Genomic DNA, 20889 nt, shown 5'->3' with positions numbered 1-20889 from the left:
CAAACTTTAATGTGAGATGTACGATGAACAAAAAACTATTATCGGTAAGCATTATTAGCGCGTTCACGCTTGCTTTTGCAACTGGGTGTACAACACAAGAGAAAACAGCACCCGTAGTCAGTGTCGCTGAACAAGCTACGCCAGCTATTAGCGAAATCGACCGTAGTTACCTATTGAGCAGTGACCGCTTAACTGAGGTCGATGGCGACACTTTAGCCGTTGCTTCAGAAGAACAAGTGGCTGCGCTTAAAGCACAATTTGAAAACCTAAAAGATGGCGATGAATTGGTTATCCCTGCCGGTAAATACGCGAACTTAGGTCAAGTAACGATTACGGCGAATGACATCTCTATCAAGGCAGAGCGAGCAGGTTCTGCGTGGATCACGGGCTTGATTCAGTTTGAACTGAAAGGCGATGACATCACGCTTGATGGCTTGGTATTTACTGAAGGCGGCCCTAACGAACGCTTTGGTGCAGTTCGTATGATGGGTAATGGCAATACGCTTCAAAACTCAACATTCTACTACTTCAACCACGATTACACGTACGAGCCAGACGAGCGTCGTTCTGAGTATCCAAAGTACCTTTGGGTTTCTCTATGGGGTAAAGACGGCAAAGTCATCAACAACCGTTTCGAAGGTAAGCAAAAACGCGGCACTTTGATTGGTGTACAAAAAGATGACACAGCTGACAACCACCTGATCGCAAATAACATCTTCATGGATCAAAAGCCTAACCAGTTCAACGAATTCGACATCAAAGAAGCGATTCGTTACAACGGCAACAGCTGGGAAGCGATCCGTATTGGTGATTCTAAATCTTCACAGTGGGATTCAAGTTCTAAGTTCGTGAACAACCTAATGATCGATATGGATGGTGAGCGTGAGCTTATCTCGATTAAGTCGGGCGACAACACGATCTCAGGCAATACGATTTTCCAAAGCACGGCGCTTATTTCACTGCGTCACGGAAAAGGCAACACGGTTGAGAACAACATGATTCTAGGTAATGGAAAGCGCCTAACGGGCGGCGTCCGTATCTACGATGAAGATCATGTGATTCGTAACAACTACATTGCAAACACTCGAGGCCGCGATGGCTTGATTGAAGGCAATGCTGACCTACGTGGCGGTATTGTTATTAACACGGGCATCATCGACGTAGCGAATGGTGAGCAGCTAGATCAATCGGTGAAGGGCAAAGAGCTGAACAAGCAATGGACGCCGAAAAACATCACCATCGAGAACAACTCTCTAGTCGACACTGAGTGGGGCATTGTTTACGGCAACCAAAGCCACCGTGTAAGTTTGTTTGACAACGCAGAAGTGGAAGGCATTTATGCGGGCGTTGATGTGGCGTTCAAACACAACGTGGTCGATAACTCGCTGTCACCTGAGTTTGTAAGTGTACGTGCAACGCAAGATTTCCCATTAGTTGGCGCAACCTACACAGACGAAACTTACGTAGGTCAAGTAACGGATTCTGAACTGATCGAAGGCTACTCGGTAGAATTACCAAAAGTCGTTGTAGAAAATGGCATTAACGCTTACCAAGGTGAAGGCGCAGACGTGTCTAAACTTGCGGTCGTGACGGCTGAAACAGCGGGTCCGGACTACGTGCTTGAGAATACGACTAAGTAAGTTATTGGTTATTGCTTAATGGCTTAATGGTTTGAGCTATCAAGTCAATTCACGATACTGTCCTGACTATTAACACTTAAAAAGCCTCAACAGATAATGTCTGTTGAGGCTTTCTCGATCTTAGATCGTGACCATCTCAATCTTACGTCGTGACTATTTTAATCTTACGTCGAGACTACTGTGATTTATACTTATGCAGCAGATCCCAAGGGATATGACATAAGTGGTGATCTTCAGGGAAGTGACTTAAGTGGTGCTGGTGGATGTCGTCGCTGGCAACATAATTGGTCAATGGCAACACCTCAACAGCGATACGGTCGGCATCATCTCTTGAAGAAATATAGTGCTTAGCTTCGGTTAAGTGTTCTGCGTTAGTGCTGTAAACGCCTGTGCGGTATTTCTCTCCGATATCAACACCTTGTTTATTGACGCTATAAGGGTCAATAATCTCAAACAAATGTTCCATCAGAATCGTGACTGATGTGATACTTGGATCAAATTCAATTTGTACGCACTCTGCGTAGCCATCGTAATCGTTTTGTGTGCCGTTGCTTTGAGTCGTCTTGTTCTCTGTTGGCTGGGCGCTTCCATTTGCACGGCCTGCTTCTGTGCTGATAACACCAGGAACGTACTTAATAAATTCTTGTACACCCCACAAGCAACCGCCAGCTAAATAAATTTGTTCCATACTTCTCTTTGAGCTCTCTGTGTTTGTTGATGTTCGTTAGGTACCCGAATCAATACGATGATACCCGCACGTATAAAAAAGCGTCTATAAAAAATGAGCGCGCAAATAAAAACAAGCGTTTAGGCATTGTAAACCTGTGCGACTGAACAAACATAAGTTTAATATGATTTGTGATTATATAAGTCAGTATTGCTTTGTCATCAACTCGAATCTCAACATCAAGTGAGCGTTACTCTAAACATGTTTGATCAAATAAAAGACTTCATTAATCCGAGCAAGAACCCAGACTTGACTCAGGCTCATGAATATCAGCGCAAGCATCTTCCTACATTGTGGCTGTTGGGCAAAACGGGGGCGGGCAAGTCATCGTTTATTCAAGCGGTGACTGGTGACTCTTCTGTAGAAGTGGGTAATGGTTTTGCGCCTTGTACCATGACGGCGATGTCGTATGAGTTTCCACAAGACAAACCGGTGATGCGCTTTCTCGATACCAGAGGACTAAGCGAAGCGAATTACGATGCGAAAGAGGATCTGGAAGAGATTGGTCAGGCAGGTAATGCGTTAGTCGTTGTGATGAAAGCCGACGAGCCTGAACAATCCGCCGTGCTTACTGCTCTAAAACAGATTAAGAAACAGAAGAAGATTAAACACTTGCTGCTGGTTCATACGGCGGTGTTGTCTTACAGTGAACCAGATCGAACAAGGCAAATTCAATTCAACACTAACCAAGTAGAGAAGACTTGGGGTAAAGAGTTTGAATCGGTAGCAGTCGATTTTGAAGTCGATGACTCGAGCAATAACAGTGGTTCAATTTACAACTATGACATCTTGTTAGAAAAGCTGACCAGTATTCTTCCGGTGATCGGAATGATGGTGCAAGACAAAGAGCATTCCACGCAAGAAGAAGCTAACTTTGATCAAGTAGAAAACGAAGTGCTTTGGTATGCAGGAAGTGCCGCGGCGAGCGATTTGATTCCGGGTGTTGGTTTGGTATCGGTACCTGCGATTCAAGCCAAAATGCTTCATAGCTTGGCGAATCAATATGGGGTCGAATGGAACAAGAGAGTCTTCAGTGAGTTGATAGGCACTCTGGGAAGCAGCTTTGCTTTGCAATACGGAATGAAGCTGGGCACTCGACAGTTGATAAAGCTGATTCCAGTTTATGGTCAAACGGTAGGCGCGGTGGCTGCAGCGGCAATGAGTTTCGGCACCTCTTATGGTTTAGGTCGCGCGGCTTGTTTTTACTTCTATCATAAGAACAAAGGCGAAGAAGTGTCTGAACAAGAGATGCAGAAGATCTACAAAGAATCCCTGAAAAAAGGAAAGGCGGCGTCGGGCTATGAAGAAAATTAGAAACCTATTTCGATTACTGGCGGTGCTATCGAGTGGCCGCTGGGGCATTGCCCTGATTTCGGCGATCTTCCCAAGCATTATCATGATGGGTTTTGGTGTCTTCTTGGCGGTCAAATACGGTTACCTACTCGAAATGTCGATTGCCATTGCCGTGAGTACCTTGGTGTTCACCATTCCTCTGTTTATTTCTAGTCGTTCTTCACGCGATTCTTCACGCCGATCTTCAAGTACGGAGCCCTTCTCAAACAAAGAAAGCGATGACCTTGGTGAGGATGCTTCTGAGTCTGAATCACAGCATAAAAAAGCTGATATCAACGATGCATTGGTTAAGGCTTCGGCTGATTGGTCTCAAAAAGAACTGTTGATCTGGAATGATTCAAAACATCATGTACGCCAACAATTAATGGTCGACATAGAGTGGGGTAACCTAGACCAAACCGGTTTAGAGGTACTTGAATTCGTTGCGAAAAAGTTTGATAAGAAATCACTCGATTTCTCGATTCCTGAAGGATTAAAGCTGTTCGAAGAGGTAAGCCGACGATACAAATTGGTCGTGCGAGAGCATATACCCGGCATTGAATATCTCAAGGTTTCTTACATCAAAGCGGGCTACGAAGCTTATGACAAATATGGCGAGCTAGGGCAGAAGATCGTTAAGGCCGCTATTTGGGGGAATCACCTTAAAAACCTCTATTTGAACCCACTAAAAGTGATTTCCGATTTGGGTCGAGAACAAGCGACCGCATCGATGACAAGAGGTGTGGTTGATGACATGCAATACGCCGCTAAACAAGCCTTGTTAGATGAAGTCGCTGCGGTGGCGATTGACCTCTATAGCGGACGTTTCAGTATTGAAGATGAAGCTCTGCAAGCGTCTGATGTTTCTGAACTCGACGAACAACGCTTTGCTCCAGAGTTAGAACCCGTGCGAATCGTGCTGGTGGGGCAAACCAGTTCTGGTAAATCTTCACTTATTAATGCACTCAAGCAAGAGTTGGTTGCAGAAGTGGATGTGCTGCCATCAACCGACACTTCAACGGTGTACAACGCGTTTGTCGACGACAATGATGTTCGCGTGGTTGATCTTCAAGGGCTTGATGGCAATCCTAAAACCGAAGCCTTAATACTCAAAGAGATGACCCAAGCCGATGTGGTGCTATGGGTGCTTAAAGCCAATCAGTCTGCGCGTGATTTGGATAAGCAGTTGAAAGATAGATTTGATGCTTTCTATGACGATCCGAAGAACATCTCACGTAAGAAGCCGATAGTTGTCTCGGTTGTTAATCAGGTAGACCGACTAAAGCCTGTAGACGACTGGCAGCCGCCGTATGACTTAGAGAATCCAACATCGACCAAAGCAAAGATCATTGCTCAAGCGCTTGAATATAATCAAACACTGCTGCTGCCGGACATTGCTTTGCCGCTGGCGATTGCGCCTGAAAAGGTACAGTTTGGTTTAGATACTTTAAGGCAGACGTTGATTGAGCGTATCGCAGACGCAAATAACGTGCAGAGAAACCGCCAACGCTTCGAAGCCATGAAAAGAGGCACGTCGGTTAAAGGCCAACTGAATAAAGCAGTCAAAGTGGGTAAGAAGGTGGCACCCAGCGCATTGAAAGCGGCGACACCAAAACTGGCTGAAATGGCCATCAAGCAAGCCGTGAAGAAGAAGTAAGTCATTCACTGCGAATACGGTTCTGGTGAGGTTTGAGACTCATCAGAACTTATCTTTTCTAGATCGGCGAGTTTTAGAGCTTAGCTTTTTAGCTCTCTAGAAGATGGCTTTTTTAGAAAACAGCTATCTTCGCCCCTTATTAGAGATGTATTGAGTGTAAAAGAGATTCGATATTATTAAGGTTCTCTCTGAACTAGTTTAATAGTATATAAACAGCTGTGATTCACAGTTTATATAACACGCTATCGTATTTAATTACCATTCTAAATATTGATCACATTTATACTTTTCTAAGCTTTATTTATAAAACAATTGCACTATATTTAAATTTCGGATCATCTTGATTTCAACGTAGGGATATATTGTGAACATGTATCTGAAATGGCAATCAACAACTTGGCTAACCTTGTTAGCTTGGTATACCTTAGATCACCAGCTCTCGTTCCACCTTTCTTCAGAGTAGTACCCTCTAGGCGTCACGCGCCAGCAAAGCAGTGAGCTTTGTATACCTATCAGCAGTTTTGATAACCTTGAACGTATGAATGTCGCACTTATTATTCCGTGTAGGGCATTCGTTTTTTGTCGTTCTCGCTAATTATCTTAGCCTCTGTTTAGGTTTGATTAATAAATCATTATTTAACTTGTTTGTTTTCACTGTTAATTTTCTGTGTGTCTTTATACGGAACTATTAATTTAATGGTGAGGATTCGTGACATCTAAAGAAAATAGATTTCGACCTGATCGGAATGTATTGAAAGGTATTATTATGGAAAACTTCAAACATCTACCAGAACCGTTTCGTATTCGCGTTGTCGAGCCAGTAAAAAGAACAACTCGCGCCTATCGTGAACAAGCCATTGTTGAAGCGGGCATGAACCCATTTTTGCTCGACAGTGATGATGTGTTTATCGACTTACTGACAGACAGCGGAACAGGATCTATTACTCAGCGTATGCAAGCCGCGATGTTAATGGGTGATGAAGCTTACAGTGGTAGCCGCAGTTACTACGCATTGTCGAATGCGGTTAAGGATATTTTCGGTTACGAGTTGACGATTCCAACCCACCAAGGACGCGGCGCAGAGCAGATCTACATTCCGGTTCTTATTAAGAAGCGTGAAATGGAGAAAGGGCTCGACCGAAGCAAAATGGTCGCGCTGTCGAACTACTTCTTCGATACAACACAAGGTCACACCCAAGTGAATTGCTGTGTGGCGAAGAACGTTTATACCAAAGAAGCGTTCGATACCTCGGTGAACGCGGATTTCAAAGGCAACTTCGATGTGGTGAAGCTGGAAGAAGCGATCTTAGAAGCGGGCGCAGCCAATGTTCCTTATATTGTGAGCACCATTACTTGTAACTCTGCTGGTGGACAGCCAGTGTCTATCGCCAATCTAAAAGCCGTTTATGAAATCGCTCAGAAGTACGATATTCCTGTGATCATGGACTCGGCACGCTACGCTGAAAATGCCTACTTCATTCAACAACGAGAAGTGGGTTATCAAGATTGGACAATCGAACAGATCACGCGTGAGTCTTACAAATACGCGGATGGCTTAGCCATGTCTGCCAAGAAAGATGCCATGGTACAAATGGGCGGCTTGTTGTGCTTTAAAGACGACGCTTTCATGGATGTGTACACAGAGTGTCGAACCTTGTGTGTCGTGCAAGAGGGCTTCCCAACCTATGGTGGCTTAGAAGGTGGCGCGATGGAACGCCTTGCGGTTGGCCTTTATGACGGCATGCGTCAAGACTGGTTGGAATATCGTATTGGTCAGGTTCAGTACTTAGTCGATGGCTTAGAAGCGATAGGTATTGTGTGCCAACAAGCGGGTGGTCATGCTGCGTTTGTCGATGCGGGTAAACTGCTTCCACACATTCCATCAGGTCAGTTCCCAGCACATGCTTTGGCCTGCGAGTTGTACAAAGTCGCGGGAATCAGAGCGGTTGAGATTGGGTCTTTGCTGCAAGGTCGCGATCCTGCCACGGGCGAGCAACATCCATGCCCTGCAGAGTTGTTGCGCCTTACTATTCCTCGCGCGACCTACACACAAACACACATGGACTTCATCATCGAAGCATTCGAAAAAGTGAAAGAGAATGCCGGGCAAGTGAAAGGGCTCGATTTTACCTATGAACCGCCGGTGTTAAGACACTTTACTGCACGCTTGAAAGAGGTTGAAACCGTTGAAAAACAGACAGAAAAAAAGAATGAACAAACGCTCGAAGAAGCATTTTAAAATAAAAACATAAGCGAATAGTCACTAGAAATATAATCAAAGGCTCCCTCGGGAGCCTTTTCTTTTTTTGGATGGCAGGAGAGTTAGGCAGTTAAGCCTTCAACCCGTTAAAAGCTGAACTACGCTTGTTTGTTTTTCAGGGTAGATTTCAACATTTGGAATAACCACTGATTCAAAGGTGCGTCTTTTTGCGAGCGGCGGCAGCTCATCACATAGCTCACATCTATGGTCAGCTTTTCTGGCAAGTCCATACTGCGACAGCCTTCTGGTACGCTGCCACTGAGAGTGATACCAAAATAGTCGGATTTGAATATAACATCATGAATCATCGCAGGGTGGTCGACTTCGACTCGTGGGTTTACGTGAAAACCGATATTTCTAAGACGCTCAAGTACCGGATATTTATTGTCATTCCATCCTGGTGTTTTAAATAGAGCGATTGGATAATTGACGAGTGACTCAAAGTCTTTCGCAGGGTGATCGTCTCTCACGAAGAAAACCACTTTCCCTTCCCCGAACGCCTTTTGAGAAATCGACTGTGGCAAGGTTTCATCAAAGTAGTGAACTGCAATGGATTCCTCACCATCGATGAGCTTGTTCCTAGCATTGCTTCCCCACCTAAGAAATGAATAGCGAGCATGGGGTGCCGCTTTAGTCAGAGCAAATAAGAGTTTCGAACCAAAGCGTTCCCAGAACAGGGTATTTGCGTAGATTTTGATATTGCCTTGGTAAGTCTCTGGCGAAAATACTTGATGCTTTATGGCTTCGATACTGCTGAGGATCTGCTCAAAATTTTCGATGTTGGCTTCAACAAAAGTCGTGGGTTCAAACCCGTTTTTGGTTTGAATGAACAGTGGATCGTCGAGCTGCAATTTTAACTTCGATAGGTTCTTGCTGATCGCCCCAGAGGTTTTTCCTAGCGACTCCGCCACCAGTCCAACATTGCGAAGTTCATACATACGCTTGATGACGAGGATATTTTGAATATCTAGATTGATGTCCACATTTTCTCCAAATGATTCCTTTTATAGGCAGCAATCTCTGTGCGGTTGGCGTACAGAAATTATGTGACTCTAATATCATAGTGGTAGTGCAAAACGGATAAGACAGCACAGCGTCAGAACTTCGCTAATCCCTTGATTTTCCATTTGGTAAATCTTGCTTTTCCTCGAATGGTTCGTGTTCGATTGCTAAAGTTACTTCAACAAAAACACAGATACCAAACGAACAAAGAATTAGAAATACAACGAGGTGATGTATGAACAAGTTAATCGCACTTGGATTGATGGCTTTATCTATGAACACGGCTTTCGCGGCTGACGGTACTTATGCGAGTACTCTCGATATGACGAGAAGCGAAGGTAATCAAGTAAAGGCTGAGCGTGTTGAATCTGAGCCAGTACTTGAAGGAAGAAATGACGCCACTAACGGCGGAATAAAATTCCACAAGAGCGTTGATCAAGACCAGACGATCCAGCTTACAGGTCGTCGTGATTAACGTATAAACGTGCTTATCATTGTCATGAGAAATGCTGCGCCCTTGGGTGCAGCATTTTTGTTTGGGGATTTGGGTTATTTTATAAACTCTGGTGCTCTAGCCTTGGCATGTTGTGTAACGTGTGGCATTTTGTTCTCCTCTAACTTAAGAGCGCGACTCGGTGCTGGTTAAGCATGACAAACGAGCAAGCGAACGATTCGAAAAGGGATAGGAATGACTCGAAAAGAAACGGGAATGATTCGTCATATTTTACTGATTAAGTTTAAAGAAAACGCAGAGGCTTCAGAGGTTCAAAAACTAAAGATGTTGTTTGAAGCGATGCCAAACAAGGTTGAAGGGGTAACTGCAGTCGAGTGGGGGCTAAATGACAGTCCTGAAAACAAGAACCAAGGTTATACCCATTCGGTGTTAATGACGTTCGCCGATGAAGAAGGCCGTCAGAATTACCTTCCACACCCAGAGCATGACGCGCTGAAAGATGTGTTTCGTCCGCTTTTAGAAGACATCATTGTGTTTGATTACTCCCTGTAATTAGGTTCTGAGTAGATCTCTTGTGCTTTACTTAGCTTCAATAATGAAGAGTTAGGGCCTAGCGATTAAGCCCTAACTCAATAAGAAACGACTTACTCTGTAGGCGAAATCGTGACTGGTGCAAACGATGCGACAGCATTTCCGCCTGCGCCCGGACGATCTACATAAGGCGTGTTCTGCATTAAGGTGTAGTACACATCCACGAAGTCATCATCATTCACTAATACCCCATCAGGAATCACATCGATAATCTTGCCAGTGATCTGAGGGATGATCGCGTAACCCTGAACTTCTGGATCAGGAATCATCTTCAGTATCTCTTCTGCGGCTTGCACCAAGAGTTTTGCCAGCGCTTTATAGTCTGTTCCATCATCGTGCTCCATTAAGATCATATCTGCAGCGCCCCAGCGATAGCGAGGCCAGAAGATAACGGTCTGATTTGGGTAGTAAGTCTGTTTGTCGTAATCCAGATAAGGCATCTCAACGAGGTCTATTTGTGGCTCTAAACGACTTGAATCGACACCCGTCACGATAGCGTAGATTTCCGCTTTGCCAGAGATCCAAGGTTCTTGGTCAACAGCCAAACGGATTTTGGTTAATTGCGTGGTATTCAACGGCTCAGGTTCCGACAAGGTCATCGAGCGATTAGCTTTTGTAGCAAAGGTCTGTTTTAGAGCCTTGTTGCTGCTTTTGCTAGCATCGGCATTGATCTGCGTTGTGGTGCCTAGCTTCTGCATCTCAGCCTGCATTGCCATTAAGCCGGCTTTGAGCTCTTCCGCACCATTGCTATCAACCACAAACACTGGCACGTCTGGCATTTGGTACACGTCTAATTGATGAACTTGTCCGTACACGTCATACGCTTCAATGTACTGCCAATTCGAGTCATCGCCCGATGGTTCAAATGCAAATAGCGGTTTTTCGCCGTTCTTCCAAGCTTCAATCATCGCTTCATCAGCCATGCGAATTTCTAACACGGAGTCGCTGAAGTTATTGATCCCTTTCATCTTGCGATAACCAAGATCCGCTTTCTGCATCTTACTTGAAAATGAAGAGTAGGGCTGAGAAGAGCTCAGTTTGTCTATTGGTGCGGATAAACTCTTTTGTGAAATTTGAGCCTTCAAAGAAAGCTCAAGATCGGCATAACGCTCGCTGATTTGTAACGCCAAAGATTGCTTTTGCGCTGCGCTACTTTCTGCAATACCTAATGAATCAGTTGTCTCAATATTTTGCGCAAAAGACTGGAAGCCAACCACTGTCGTTGCAAGCACCATACTGATAGAAATAGATGGTCTCATAAATAATCCTTATTTTAATTTTTATCATTAATAGAGCATTTGCCCTATAAGGATTAACCTATCAGCAACGTGAATGTGTTCAAAAGTTAGGCAGTCATTTTTACCTCGTTGTGCAGCACAGGATCTCAATTTAAACAATTTATAAAATATTAAAATAGTGCTGGCTTGATATATCTGAATTTATAAACCAATCAATAACTTAATGATGAAATTATTAACTGCTGAGTGGTATTTGGCCTATTTGGGGATTTATTAGAGACTGCGAAGAGTGACTTCTGATGGCGCTTTTAGAGGGGGAGATCTATAGGAACACCCTATATCTACTATAGCCACTGCGTTATTTCGGACTTGATGGTTTCCGGTATAATTCGCTTCCCTTGATAAAAAGTAACGAATCAATGCAACGCCTAAACGGTCCACAACGCTCACCAGATTGCTCTGAACATCAAACGCACTTTACACATCAACGTACTCTGTCCAACAACGTAGATTGCAATCGTACAACGTTAAGAAATGTTCCTTTACGTTGAATCGCTTCTAGCCCGATAGCTCACATGCAACACCTAGCATTATTGAGGGTTTTGGTTTAAACGCATTAGGAATAATGAATATGACGAATTTTAATGGCGCTTCACGTTTATCGAAGGTGTTGGTTTTTCTTTCACTTATTTCCAAATCGACTCTTGGTTTTGAAATACCCGACAACGCGCTCGAATCCTATGTGGGTGACTTCTCTGCGTTGCGTGAAAAAGGCGTTGTGCGTGTCTTAGTGTCTGGTGATATGGGGTTCTATCATATTGAAAATGGTAAGCCGAAAGGGATCCTTGCTGAGCAGATTTATTACTTTGATCAAGAGCTAAAGCTGCGTGACCCTTTACTGCGCGTTAAGGTGATTCCGGTTGAGCGGAGTGAGCTACTCAATGCTTTGAATCAGGGGCAAGGTGATATTGCCATCGCCAACCTAACAGTGACTAAACAGCGTGAGCAATTGGTCGATTTCAGTATTCCCATTCGTAGCGACATTGATGAATTACTAGTGACAAGCCGTTCTACCCCTTTGATTAACGACATCACCCAGTTACAGGGTAAAGAGGTCTGGCTAAAGCAAAACTCCAGTTATATCAGCAGCGTTCACTCAGTGAATAAACAGCTAGAGAAGAACGGTTTAGCGCCCATCTATATCCACTTGTTAAGTGACAACCTCCAAGATCTCGAATTGCTCGATTTGATTAAACGCGGACAAATTACCGCAACCATCGTGGATAGCCACAAGCTTGAACTATGGGGAAACTTAGAGCAAGACATCAGAATCCATCACAATCTTGCCTTTAGGCACAATGCAGATATTGCTTGGGCGATTCGCAAAAATAGCCCGCAACTGAAAGCCAAAATCGACCAATATTTGCAAGATTCAAAGCAGGGGACGTTGCTGGGTAATGTCATCGACAATCGTTATCTCGAAAGTACGTCATGGATGAATAGAGCCTCTAATCCGATGCAAAACGAAGAACGGGATAAGCTAGAAAAGCTGTTCATGGTTTATGGGGAAAAGTTCGAGATCGATTGGTTCATTTTGTTAGCGATGGCTTTTCAAGAATCAGGCTTGGATAACTCAAAAATATCGCATCGTGGTGCGGTGGGTATTATGCAAGTGATGCCTAAAACCGCAAAAGATTGGTATGTCGATATTGATAATGTTTACGACTTAGAAAGCAATATTCATGCGGGCAGCAAGTATCTGCGTTTTATCTATGACCGGTACTTCGATTTGCCTGAAATCTCGGATATCGACAAGATTCATTTTAGCTTAGCCGCTTATAATGCCGGGCCTGCTAAAATCAGACGAATGCGTGTGCTTGCCGCCAAGCAAGGTTACAACCCAAATAAATGGTTTAATCATGTTGAAGTGGTCGCAAGACAAAATATTAGCCAAGAGCCTGTAAAATACGTCGCCAACATCAATCGATACTTCACTATTTACCAGCGATTGGATCAGTTTCAAGACACCCGAGAGGAGCAGCTGAGCAATATGACTCGTCAGCTCAATATCAAACGTTTCTCTCCTTATTTCGCTTATTAGTGACGGTTATTCGTCATAAACCAAAATAAAAACGACAAACAAAAAAGAGAGGTTAGCGACTAAGCTAACCTCTCTTTTTTATAGGTACTGACTAACTGAATTGATTGGGGGTGTATCAGTTAATTCTACGTTGCTTAAGACTGCTCAGCCGATGCCATGTACATCTGCATCTCTTCCAAGCTTGTTTTTGCAATCACTTGGTTATCAATAGAGTAGTGAACTTCATCGCCGAAACGTTGACCCGTTAGAGTCGCGCGAGTACCGTCGTTGTAGGTTAGCTCAATTGCGATTTCGTCTTGGTTAAGTACTTTCATTTCACTGTGGTCAATCACATGCTTTGCCAATGGGTCGATAGGCGCTTCTGTTAAACTGTCATCCAGTTGGTCATTAACATCAATGTAAGTATCAACCTTAGAATCGAAGATGTGTGGCTTCTTGTTGATTGGGTTCTTACCCGTCCAAAATTCCAGTGAGTTAAACACGATGTAATCGGCAGCAACGGTAATACCATAAGCAGGGGCAAGTAACATGTTTAGGCCACCACGAGCGTAACGGTTATCAACGGCTTTAACGTTAAATTCCATTAGTTTACCAGTTACTGCGTTACTACCTACGCAGCCAAATAAAGTCACTAGGCTCGCTGAGATTATTATCGGTTTTACAAATCGGTTCATCATTCTCTATTTCTATATGTGTCTATTTAGGAATCGGGAATTATGTCAAACTCAAGCGTCTTCTAATATAACGCCATGCCTATACTAGATATCAGGAAAACCTATATCTTTATAAAAACCAGTCTGTTACCTATTTTCGAAGTTTATTCTTTAAATACTACCGTACTAGTTCGTGTCATTTTGTTTTGGCGTTTTAACAATGTTCTGTCATAACCCTAACTAAAATATGGGAATGGAAAGCGATAATTCACAGTCATTTAAACGATATTATTTTTATCGTTTATTTAAATACATGACTGCCTGAAGAGCTCGAATGAAACGATTTAACCTCAACCTCATATATTACTTTATTGCGATATATGAAGAAGGAAACCTGACGTACGCGGCAGAAAGGCTCAATATATCTCAACCTAGTCTCAGCGCGCACCTAAAGCAGCTTAGAGACGAATATCGGGATCTCCTCTTCGTTAGAAAATCATACACACTCGAGCCTACGCCAGTCGCGAACGACCTGTACCCAATCTTCAAGCAAGCACATAAGCTGGTTTCACACTCACTCCCTGAAACTCACGATTTCGACCCGAAAGAGTGTAATTACACCTTCAGAATTGCTGCGATGAGCATTTCAAGCAGCGTGATCTTGCCTCGTATCTTGGACAGGATTCAAAAAGAAGCCCCCAACTGCGTTATCGAAGTGGTGAACATCAAAGAAGACATGGCAACGGATATTCGAGAGAAGAAGATCGACCTTGTCGTCGACCTTACTAATGCTCACCCGACACTGCAGAGCCAAGAGATCTGGGGCGATGAACTATGCGTTGTATGCAGCCAAAACCACTCGCAGATAGAAGAACAGATAACTTTAGAGCGCTACTTAGCTGAAAAGCACGTGATGTTGACGCATGATAATTATCGAGTGAACCAGCTAACCGAGCTTCACAGCCCGATCTTTTCCGAAAGAAAGGTAGCGAGAAAGCTCAATTCCATTGCTGACTTTTCGGACACCATTTATAACAGTGATTGGGTTGCAACTTTCCCTAAAGGGGTCGCAGACGCGTATTTTGATAAAGACAAAATAAAGCTGTTAGAGGTGCCATTTGAATACCTTACACCATCATTGAGTGTGTATTGGCACAGCAACCGCAATGACGACATCGTGAACTTGTGGCTACGCGAACTCTTCACCAATTAAGTATGAAGTTAGCGTTGTGAAACGAAAAGCCTACTCATCAAAGAGTAGGCGTGTTGGTCTGTCTATTTCAAAACGAGACATACAGTTTCGCTGTTAGTGTACGTCACTCAATCTAAACGCAATGTTAGGCCAGAGTAGTTCGAGTATCCGCGCAGTAACACATGATAGGTGACACCCGGTTGCGCGTTCACACTGCACTGCTCATTGTTCCCTGCGCGATAAGGGCGACAATCGTAACTCGATGTCGTTGGCTTGCTGCCCGATTTCACGTAAAGGTCGGCATCGCCTGAACCACCAGACATTGAAACCGTCACGCTGGATGCAGAATCGACCGTGAATGTGTAGAAGCTTTCAGAGTATTGATTCCCACTTAAGTTCGCAATCGGTGTGCCTTTCGTTAATACATTGCCAGTTGGAGGCGTGACACCACAACTGGTATTAACGCCGACGGTATTAAAAGCATCTTCAACATCGGCAACCACATAGCCCATGTCGGCTGCGGCTTTCGCTACGCCACAAGCACCGGCATCAAAGGTACTGTTTGCCGTCCAATACAATTGGTTTGCGACCGTAAAGATCTCAAAACCCTTACGCACATCCCAGCCAGACTTGTTCGCTAAAAGGTAAAAGGCGCGGTTATAAACACCGCTAGATAGGTGAACGTTCAAGCCATCGTAGTATTGCGAGGCGTGGTCAATCGAGCGACCATCTTTTGAAGGTTGATCGAAGTAACGCAAGCCGCCTTCTGATTTGAATATATCGCTTCCGACAATCCAATCTACACTGCCACGTAAGTAGTATTCAGCCGCTTCGCCCGCAATATCTGAGAAGGCTTCATTCATACCGCCCGACATGTTTCGGTACACAAGGCCGGAGTTTTGCTCGGTGAACCCGTGGCTAACCTCGTGAGCACTCACGTTGATGTCGACCAATGGATAGAAGGTGCTGCCACCATCGCCAAAGGTCATGGATGAGCCATTCCAAAAGGCATTTTCATAATCGGTACCGTAATGAACTCGCATCGTCAGCTGGAAAGTCAAAGGCGATGTGTTCATCCACTCTTTGTACATATCGAATACGACATTACCAAAGTAGTGCGCATCGTTAAGAGGCGAGTATGCCCCGTTGATGTATTTGTGATCGGTGTAGTTGGTGCCGTCGGCACAGTTGTAACTGTAGGCTGCGCTGCCAGACGTTCCGTTCCTCAAATCGACTGTCTTAACAGAATCGTTTTCTAACGTACAAGTTGTGCCTGTTTTGTCGATGGGAAAGCTAGGGAAGTCGCTGCCATATTCATATCGAGTGGTTTTGATATTACCACCGGGGCCAGTGCCGGATGCTTTGGCGTGGTTTAACCCATTCCATTTTTGGAGAACATCGCCAGTCGTGGCATCAATAAAGTAAAAAGGGCGCTCTGGCATAGAGGAAGCGATAAAGAAATCGACCAGATACACCACTTGGGCGGTTTGGTTCTCATCCAATCTCACCATCAGTTTCGCATTTTTGTTTTCAATCGACTTTTTGCCGACGGTAAGCGTGCGGTGAGCGGACAGTGCGGCTTCAATCGCTTGTTCCTGATTTAGCTTTGGTGCGATGCTGGACAAGTCCCCACTGATCCCTTGTGCCATCGAGCCAAACACCTGAGTGGGTTGGTTCTTGGAAAGGGTGGCCACGACCGAAGTATCAAAGACGGGTAAACCTAGGTGAGTTTGTTGATAGCGGACTTTGGTTTTTCCATTGGGCAGTACCACCCGTTTTACTTCAGAAAAACCTAATTCTAGTGGGGCAACACTCTTCGACTGCGCGATGAGGCTCTGTTGGAGTAATGCATCATCATCGACCCTGACCATTTCTGCAGCGTGTGCATTAAAGCCAAAAGACGTACCTAGAATAGCTGCTATTTTCCAGCTTAGTTGACGTTGTTGGTTCATTTTTCGTTCCTGATTTTAATATAAACTCCTTCTTCCCAACGGCTTTATAGGAAGTCTATATGCAACACATTAGTGCCATGTGTTGCGAATCAAGATTGGAAGAGTATTTCGGCTTATGACAAGTTTTTATCAGAGATTAAGTTTTAGAGTATGTAATTCAAAGTTTACAAAGATTCTTATTGATCAAATTATTTTTATAAAATCAAATTTTATTATTTATCGTAAACGTATGAAGGGGCGGTAGTTATTAAAATACGCTTTGTTTGAATCGATAGAATACGTTTCTCTAAGCTAACTTCGATGTTTTTGGCTTTTTATCTTAATTGCAAATGAGTAAATAAGAGCGTTTTGGATGTAGAAATATTGTCTTTATTATCAATAGTAAACTTATTTTAACAATACCATTAAATACAGAACTCATCTTTTCTACATTTGATATTGTCAGACAGAAGAAGATCTACATTTTCTTGTTCAATCATAAACTAAGAACGATAAGTTGTTGTTATAAATGGAGTAAGTCGCTTAAGATAGACAGCATAAGAAACTAGACAGAAAACTCTGTATTTAAATACAGAGTTTTCTGTCTAATCACTGTTAGCTTATTTGGTCAGTTTGGCGAAAACTACAAGAGATAAAAATGAAATTAAAAAGCCTAAAAATATCTAGCTTTAGAGCTATCAATGGTGATGAAAACATTATCAGTTTCATTGATAACAATATAGTTTTTATATTCGGGAAGAACAATATAGGGAAATCAAGTATTCTTCATGCTTATCAATATTTTGTAAAGCCCAATCAAGCTGCACAAATTACTGATTTCTATGGTCAAAACGCAGGCAATAATATAGTTATAGAAGCTACCTACATCAAAGAGGACAGTGATAATGATTATTTCTCAGAAAAAGGTTTTGATAAATGGGTCAGTAAAGATAATGAAGTTAAGTTTAGAAAAACATGGACGAAAGTAGGAACAAAAGCCCAAAAAGAAACATTTTCCGTTGAGAGGAATGAGTATGTTCCTGATGGTTTTGGTGGGCTAGAGACTTTCTTGACAAAGGCAACACCTAATATAATTTATATTGAAGCAATCCCAAGTGTGAAATCTCTAACGGACTGGATTGAGAAAGAGATAAAGAATAAATTACTCAAGAAACTTAAGGCTAATCATAAAAACGAATATGAAGCAGCAATATCTGCTATTAAAACTCTACAAGATAGAGTGGAAACTGATGGTTATGTTAGCGAAATTAATGAAGGCGCAAATAGGTACTTTTGTGAAACTTTTCCAGATTTAAAGCTAAATATAGCTTCAAATCCTAATAAAGAAACAGATATTACAAAGGCTTTTGAAAAAGATTTCAGTGTCGCAATTAGTAACAATACTAATGAAGAGAAAGAATTAAATGAAGCGCTAGATAAATTAAATGAAGTGGGTAAGAGTGATAGTCAAACTTTTGATCTGCATGGACATGGTTTAATTAGACAAGCAATTATCAATATTTTGGGTTTCTTTCGAGATACGACTAAAGATGAAAAGCATATAATTTTGTTTGAAGAACCTGAATTATATTTACATCCTGCAAATAAAAGAAAGTTTAGAAATACGCTGTATAACATAGCTGAGCAAGAAAACTATCAGGTGCTCTGTGTTTCACATGATCCCCAGTTGATCGACTTAAGTCGTGATCATACTTCTTTAGCTAGGTTTGTTAAAAAGCAAAATGGGGAGACTGTTGTATACCAATCAAGTAACGATGTGTTTGCAAATAGAAAGGTAGTTAAAGATAGAATTTTGATGCTCAATCGCTTTAATCCTCATTTGTGTGAAACATTTTTTTCTGATGATGTCATTATGGTAGAAGGCGATACTGAGGCTATAGTTCTAAGAACTCTGATTGAAAAGTACTACCCAGAAAAAGAAGTGTTTGTGTTAAATGCTCTGTCAAAGACAAACATGACATTCTTCATGGAAGTTCTTGGTCACTTTAAAATCCGTCAACACATTATTCATGACTCGGATGAAAGGTATGACTATGAGGGTGGAAGACCTAAGGTAAATAAGGATGGTAGCTTTAAAAGAAACAGCTCTTGGACACAAAGTAATAATATTTTTGAAATGCAGTGTCGTTTGAATAACATTGAATATCTAGTACATAGATATGTTTCGATTAGAAATTTTGAACATAGTCATGGTTATAAGCATAATGCTAGTAAAGGTAAACCACTGTCTGCATATGAATATGCAGAACAAATGGATATCGAAGATAATTCAATTTCTATCATACGATTTCTTAAGCAGATAATTGGAGAACTTGAAAGGGAAGCTCATGGTTATGACGAGTTGTATTTAAAGTCTGCTGTTATGGAACCGTTTGCAAGGGTTAGTCACTCAAATGTTTATTGTAACTACGCCTCAAAACCTCCAGTTGCTAAAAGAACCAATAAATGCAGTGCATATGCTTATAACTCAATGTAAATCAATGATCTAACAAGATTTTAAGACGAATTCTCAACGCATGGCTTTTTCACTATGCGTTGACTTTAGTGTTTCTAGAGTTCGGAGGTAATAATTGCGCGGAATTGAATTAGTGCATGATTTACGTGGAAAGCTACCGTACACGCCTCTATGTTTTTGTCTGAAATCCGAAATGTTGTCGTTTCAAGTTAACTTCTAGGGTGTAAAAATGAATAAAAATATTAATTATCAACTCTGGTTGGTGTTGATGCTTACGAGTTTTATTCCCTTAATTTATGCGACAACTAGAATTTACTTTTTAGGAAGCATCGCAAGCCCTTGGGTATATAGTATCGCGGCGCAAGTAGCTTGGCTAAATGTTGGTTATGAAGTACTCCATGAAGCGTTATTCATTCCGTTAGCATTTATCTTTGGTAAGGTAGTAAGTGATGATAGGAAATTTCAAGAGAGGGTTAGTCTAGGACTAAAAATTATAGTATTCAGTTACCTTTTAGTCACTGCTGTTGTCCTATGGTTTACGCCAATCTTTGTTACTGCAATGCAACAACAAAAAGAACTGTTCACTACGACGACACAATATATCCGATTGGAATCATTAGCTATATTACTTTCTAGTGTTTACGCCTTTTTATCGTTAGTTTTAGTGTTGAAAAATCAGAAGAAGACTCTGTACAAGTTGTTAGTCGTACAAATGATACTAACGATTTTGTTTGACACTCTACTTGTTAGCCAGTTACCAATTTCCTTTGAATTGGGCGTTCATGGTATCGCTTTTAGCAATATTATTGTCAATTTAATACTCGCCGCAGTCGCCATTACTTATCTTATAAGATTAGGTATATCTCTTAAGTTTGGGCAAAGTCATCGAAATCAAAATATATGGCTAAAGGAGTGGGTAGTCATTGGGTGGAAGTCAGGCCTAGAGTCATTTGTTCGTAATACCGCTTTTATTGTAATGATTTTGCAATTAGTGAACCAAGTACAACAAGCCGGAACGTTCTGGGTTGCGAATCAATTTATTTGGGGATGGTTGTTGCTTCCTATATTAGCTTTAGGTCAGTTAGTGAAACAAGACGCTGCAACCAACAAAGGGTTATCGATTGAACGAATCAATGGTTACTTTTGGTTAACTGTAGGGGTCATTGTCGCTTGGGCTATCACAATACCGATGTGGGATGGCTTTATATCAAGTGTAATGGGGGTTAAGAACTCAGGCCCAATTATCGATTTAGTATGGTTGTTAGTCGGATTTTATGTTGTGTTTAGCTTCAACAATGTCATAGACAATTACTTCTATGGTATTGGTCGAACAGACCTCATGCTCTATCAATCTTTGGTGGTTAATAGTCTGTTCTATGGTGGTGCTTTTGTGTGTTATCAAACCGGCATATTTGTTCCTACACTGCAAACTATCGGATTGATGTTCGGCTTGGGTATAACTCTAGACGCAATGATTACATGGGCTTTATACCTAATGCTGAGGAGGCAGCAATCGCTAAGCCAGTGCGAGTCTCTTTTAAGTTAAGTAATAGTTGGTGCAAATACAACGGCACACCTAAGGCGCATTCCTTATTCTTAGTTCATTTTGTTTAAAGTACTTTTTGAAGTACAAGG

General features: G+C 42.3%; 15 protein-coding genes. 10 read left to right on the top strand and 5 right to left on the bottom strand.

Going from position 1 to position 20889, the window contains the following annotated elements:
* Nucleotides 1-23 precede the first annotated feature (23 nt).
* Nucleotides 24-1640 (top strand): polysaccharide lyase 6 family protein, encoded by a 1617-nt coding sequence (locus MSG36_RS15715; protein ID WP_248368693.1) that lies wholly within the window; start codon nucleotides 24-26, stop codon nucleotides 1638-1640.
* Between the two features lie 175 nt (nucleotides 1641-1815).
* Here the strand turns inward: MSG36_RS15715 and MSG36_RS15710 are convergent, their stop codons facing one another.
* Nucleotides 1816-2328 (bottom strand): peptide-methionine (S)-S-oxide reductase, encoded by a 513-nt coding sequence (locus MSG36_RS15710; protein WP_102579483.1) that lies wholly within the window; start codon nucleotides 2326-2328, stop codon nucleotides 1816-1818.
* A gap of 240 nt (nucleotides 2329-2568) precedes the next feature.
* On the opposite strand from MSG36_RS15710, the gene MSG36_RS15705 reads away from it, so the two are divergent.
* The 3 genes from MSG36_RS15705 (at nucleotide 2569) to tnaA (ending at nucleotide 7595) form a co-directional block, all read left to right on the top strand.
* Nucleotides 2569-3681 carry a GTPase gene (locus MSG36_RS15705; RefSeq protein ID WP_248368691.1) on the top strand — a complete coding sequence of 371 codons (1113 nt, stop codon included), beginning with the start codon at nucleotides 2569-2571 and terminating at the stop codon, nucleotides 3679-3681.
* Nucleotides 3668-5356: a GTPase gene (locus MSG36_RS15700; protein WP_248368689.1), complete on the top strand. Its 1689-nt coding sequence runs from the start codon at nucleotides 3668-3670 to the stop codon at nucleotides 5354-5356. Before MSG36_RS15705 ends, MSG36_RS15700 begins: the two co-directional genes overlap by 14 nt.
* A 766-nt stretch (nucleotides 5357-6122) precedes the next feature.
* A complete protein-coding gene (tnaA, locus tag MSG36_RS15695; protein ID WP_248368687.1) occupies nucleotides 6123-7595 on the top strand; it encodes a tryptophanase in 1473 nt (490 codons plus the stop codon).
* A 119-nt stretch (nucleotides 7596-7714) separates the two neighbouring features.
* Here the strand turns inward: tnaA and MSG36_RS15690 are convergent, their stop codons facing one another.
* The gene (locus MSG36_RS15690; RefSeq protein ID WP_248368685.1) at nucleotides 7715-8599 is read right to left on the bottom strand and encodes a LysR family transcriptional regulator; all 885 of its coding nucleotides are present in this window, start codon (nucleotides 8597-8599) and stop codon (nucleotides 7715-7717) included.
* A 254-nt stretch (nucleotides 8600-8853) separates the two neighbouring features.
* Between MSG36_RS15690 and MSG36_RS15685 the strand changes: the two genes are divergently transcribed.
* Together MSG36_RS15685 and MSG36_RS15680 are read left to right on the top strand one after the other, a co-directional pair.
* Nucleotides 8854-9093: a hypothetical protein gene (locus MSG36_RS15685; protein WP_050621184.1), complete on the top strand. Its 240-nt coding sequence runs from the start codon at nucleotides 8854-8856 to the stop codon at nucleotides 9091-9093.
* A 213-nt stretch (nucleotides 9094-9306) separates the two neighbouring features.
* Nucleotides 9307-9624 (top strand): Dabb family protein, encoded by a 318-nt coding sequence (locus tag MSG36_RS15680; RefSeq protein WP_081090259.1) that lies wholly within the window; start codon nucleotides 9307-9309, stop codon nucleotides 9622-9624.
* Nucleotides 9625-9716: 92 nt separating this feature from the next.
* Here the strand turns inward: MSG36_RS15680 and MSG36_RS15675 are convergent, their stop codons facing one another.
* The gene (locus tag MSG36_RS15675) at nucleotides 9717-10922 is read right to left on the bottom strand and encodes a DUF3103 domain-containing protein (RefSeq protein ID WP_248368683.1); all 1206 of its coding nucleotides are present in this window, start codon (nucleotides 10920-10922) and stop codon (nucleotides 9717-9719) included.
* 610 nt (nucleotides 10923-11532) lie between these two features.
* On the opposite strand from MSG36_RS15675, the gene MSG36_RS15670 reads away from it, so the two are divergent.
* A complete protein-coding gene (locus tag MSG36_RS15670) occupies nucleotides 11533-13002 on the top strand; it encodes a transporter substrate-binding domain-containing protein (protein ID WP_282452237.1) in 1470 nt (489 codons plus the stop codon).
* Nucleotides 13003-13136: 134 nt separating this feature from the next.
* Here the strand turns inward: MSG36_RS15670 and MSG36_RS15665 are convergent, their stop codons facing one another.
* Nucleotides 13137-13679 (bottom strand): DUF3332 family protein, encoded by a 543-nt coding sequence (locus MSG36_RS15665; RefSeq protein WP_048613988.1) that lies wholly within the window; start codon nucleotides 13677-13679, stop codon nucleotides 13137-13139.
* Between the two features lie 310 nt (nucleotides 13680-13989).
* On the opposite strand from MSG36_RS15665, the gene MSG36_RS15660 reads away from it, so the two are divergent.
* Complete coding sequence (locus tag MSG36_RS15660; RefSeq protein ID WP_248368681.1) at nucleotides 13990-14868, top strand: LysR family transcriptional regulator; 879 nt, start codon at nucleotides 13990-13992, stop codon at nucleotides 14866-14868.
* A 107-nt stretch (nucleotides 14869-14975) separates the two neighbouring features.
* Here the strand turns inward: MSG36_RS15660 and MSG36_RS15655 are convergent, their stop codons facing one another.
* Nucleotides 14976-16799 (bottom strand): M4 family metallopeptidase, encoded by a 1824-nt coding sequence (locus MSG36_RS15655; RefSeq protein ID WP_248368679.1) that lies wholly within the window; start codon nucleotides 16797-16799, stop codon nucleotides 14976-14978.
* A 637-nt stretch (nucleotides 16800-17436) separates the two neighbouring features.
* On the opposite strand from MSG36_RS15655, the gene MSG36_RS15650 reads away from it, so the two are divergent.
* The gene (locus MSG36_RS15650; protein WP_248368676.1) at nucleotides 17437-19275 is read left to right on the top strand and encodes an AAA family ATPase; all 1839 of its coding nucleotides are present in this window, start codon (nucleotides 17437-17439) and stop codon (nucleotides 19273-19275) included.
* 208 nt (nucleotides 19276-19483) lie between these two features.
* The gene (locus MSG36_RS15645) at nucleotides 19484-20800 is read left to right on the top strand and encodes an MATE family Na+-driven efflux transporter (RefSeq protein WP_248368673.1); all 1317 of its coding nucleotides are present in this window, start codon (nucleotides 19484-19486) and stop codon (nucleotides 20798-20800) included.
* The last annotated feature ends 89 nt before the right edge of the window (nucleotides 20801-20889 follow it).

The sequence above is a fragment of the Vibrio sp. 1CM8B genome (assembly GCF_023161685.1).
Classification (GTDB): Bacteria; Pseudomonadota; Gammaproteobacteria; order Enterobacterales; family Vibrionaceae; genus Vibrio; species Vibrio coralliirubri.
This window is presented reverse-complemented; position numbering and strand designations above follow the sequence as displayed.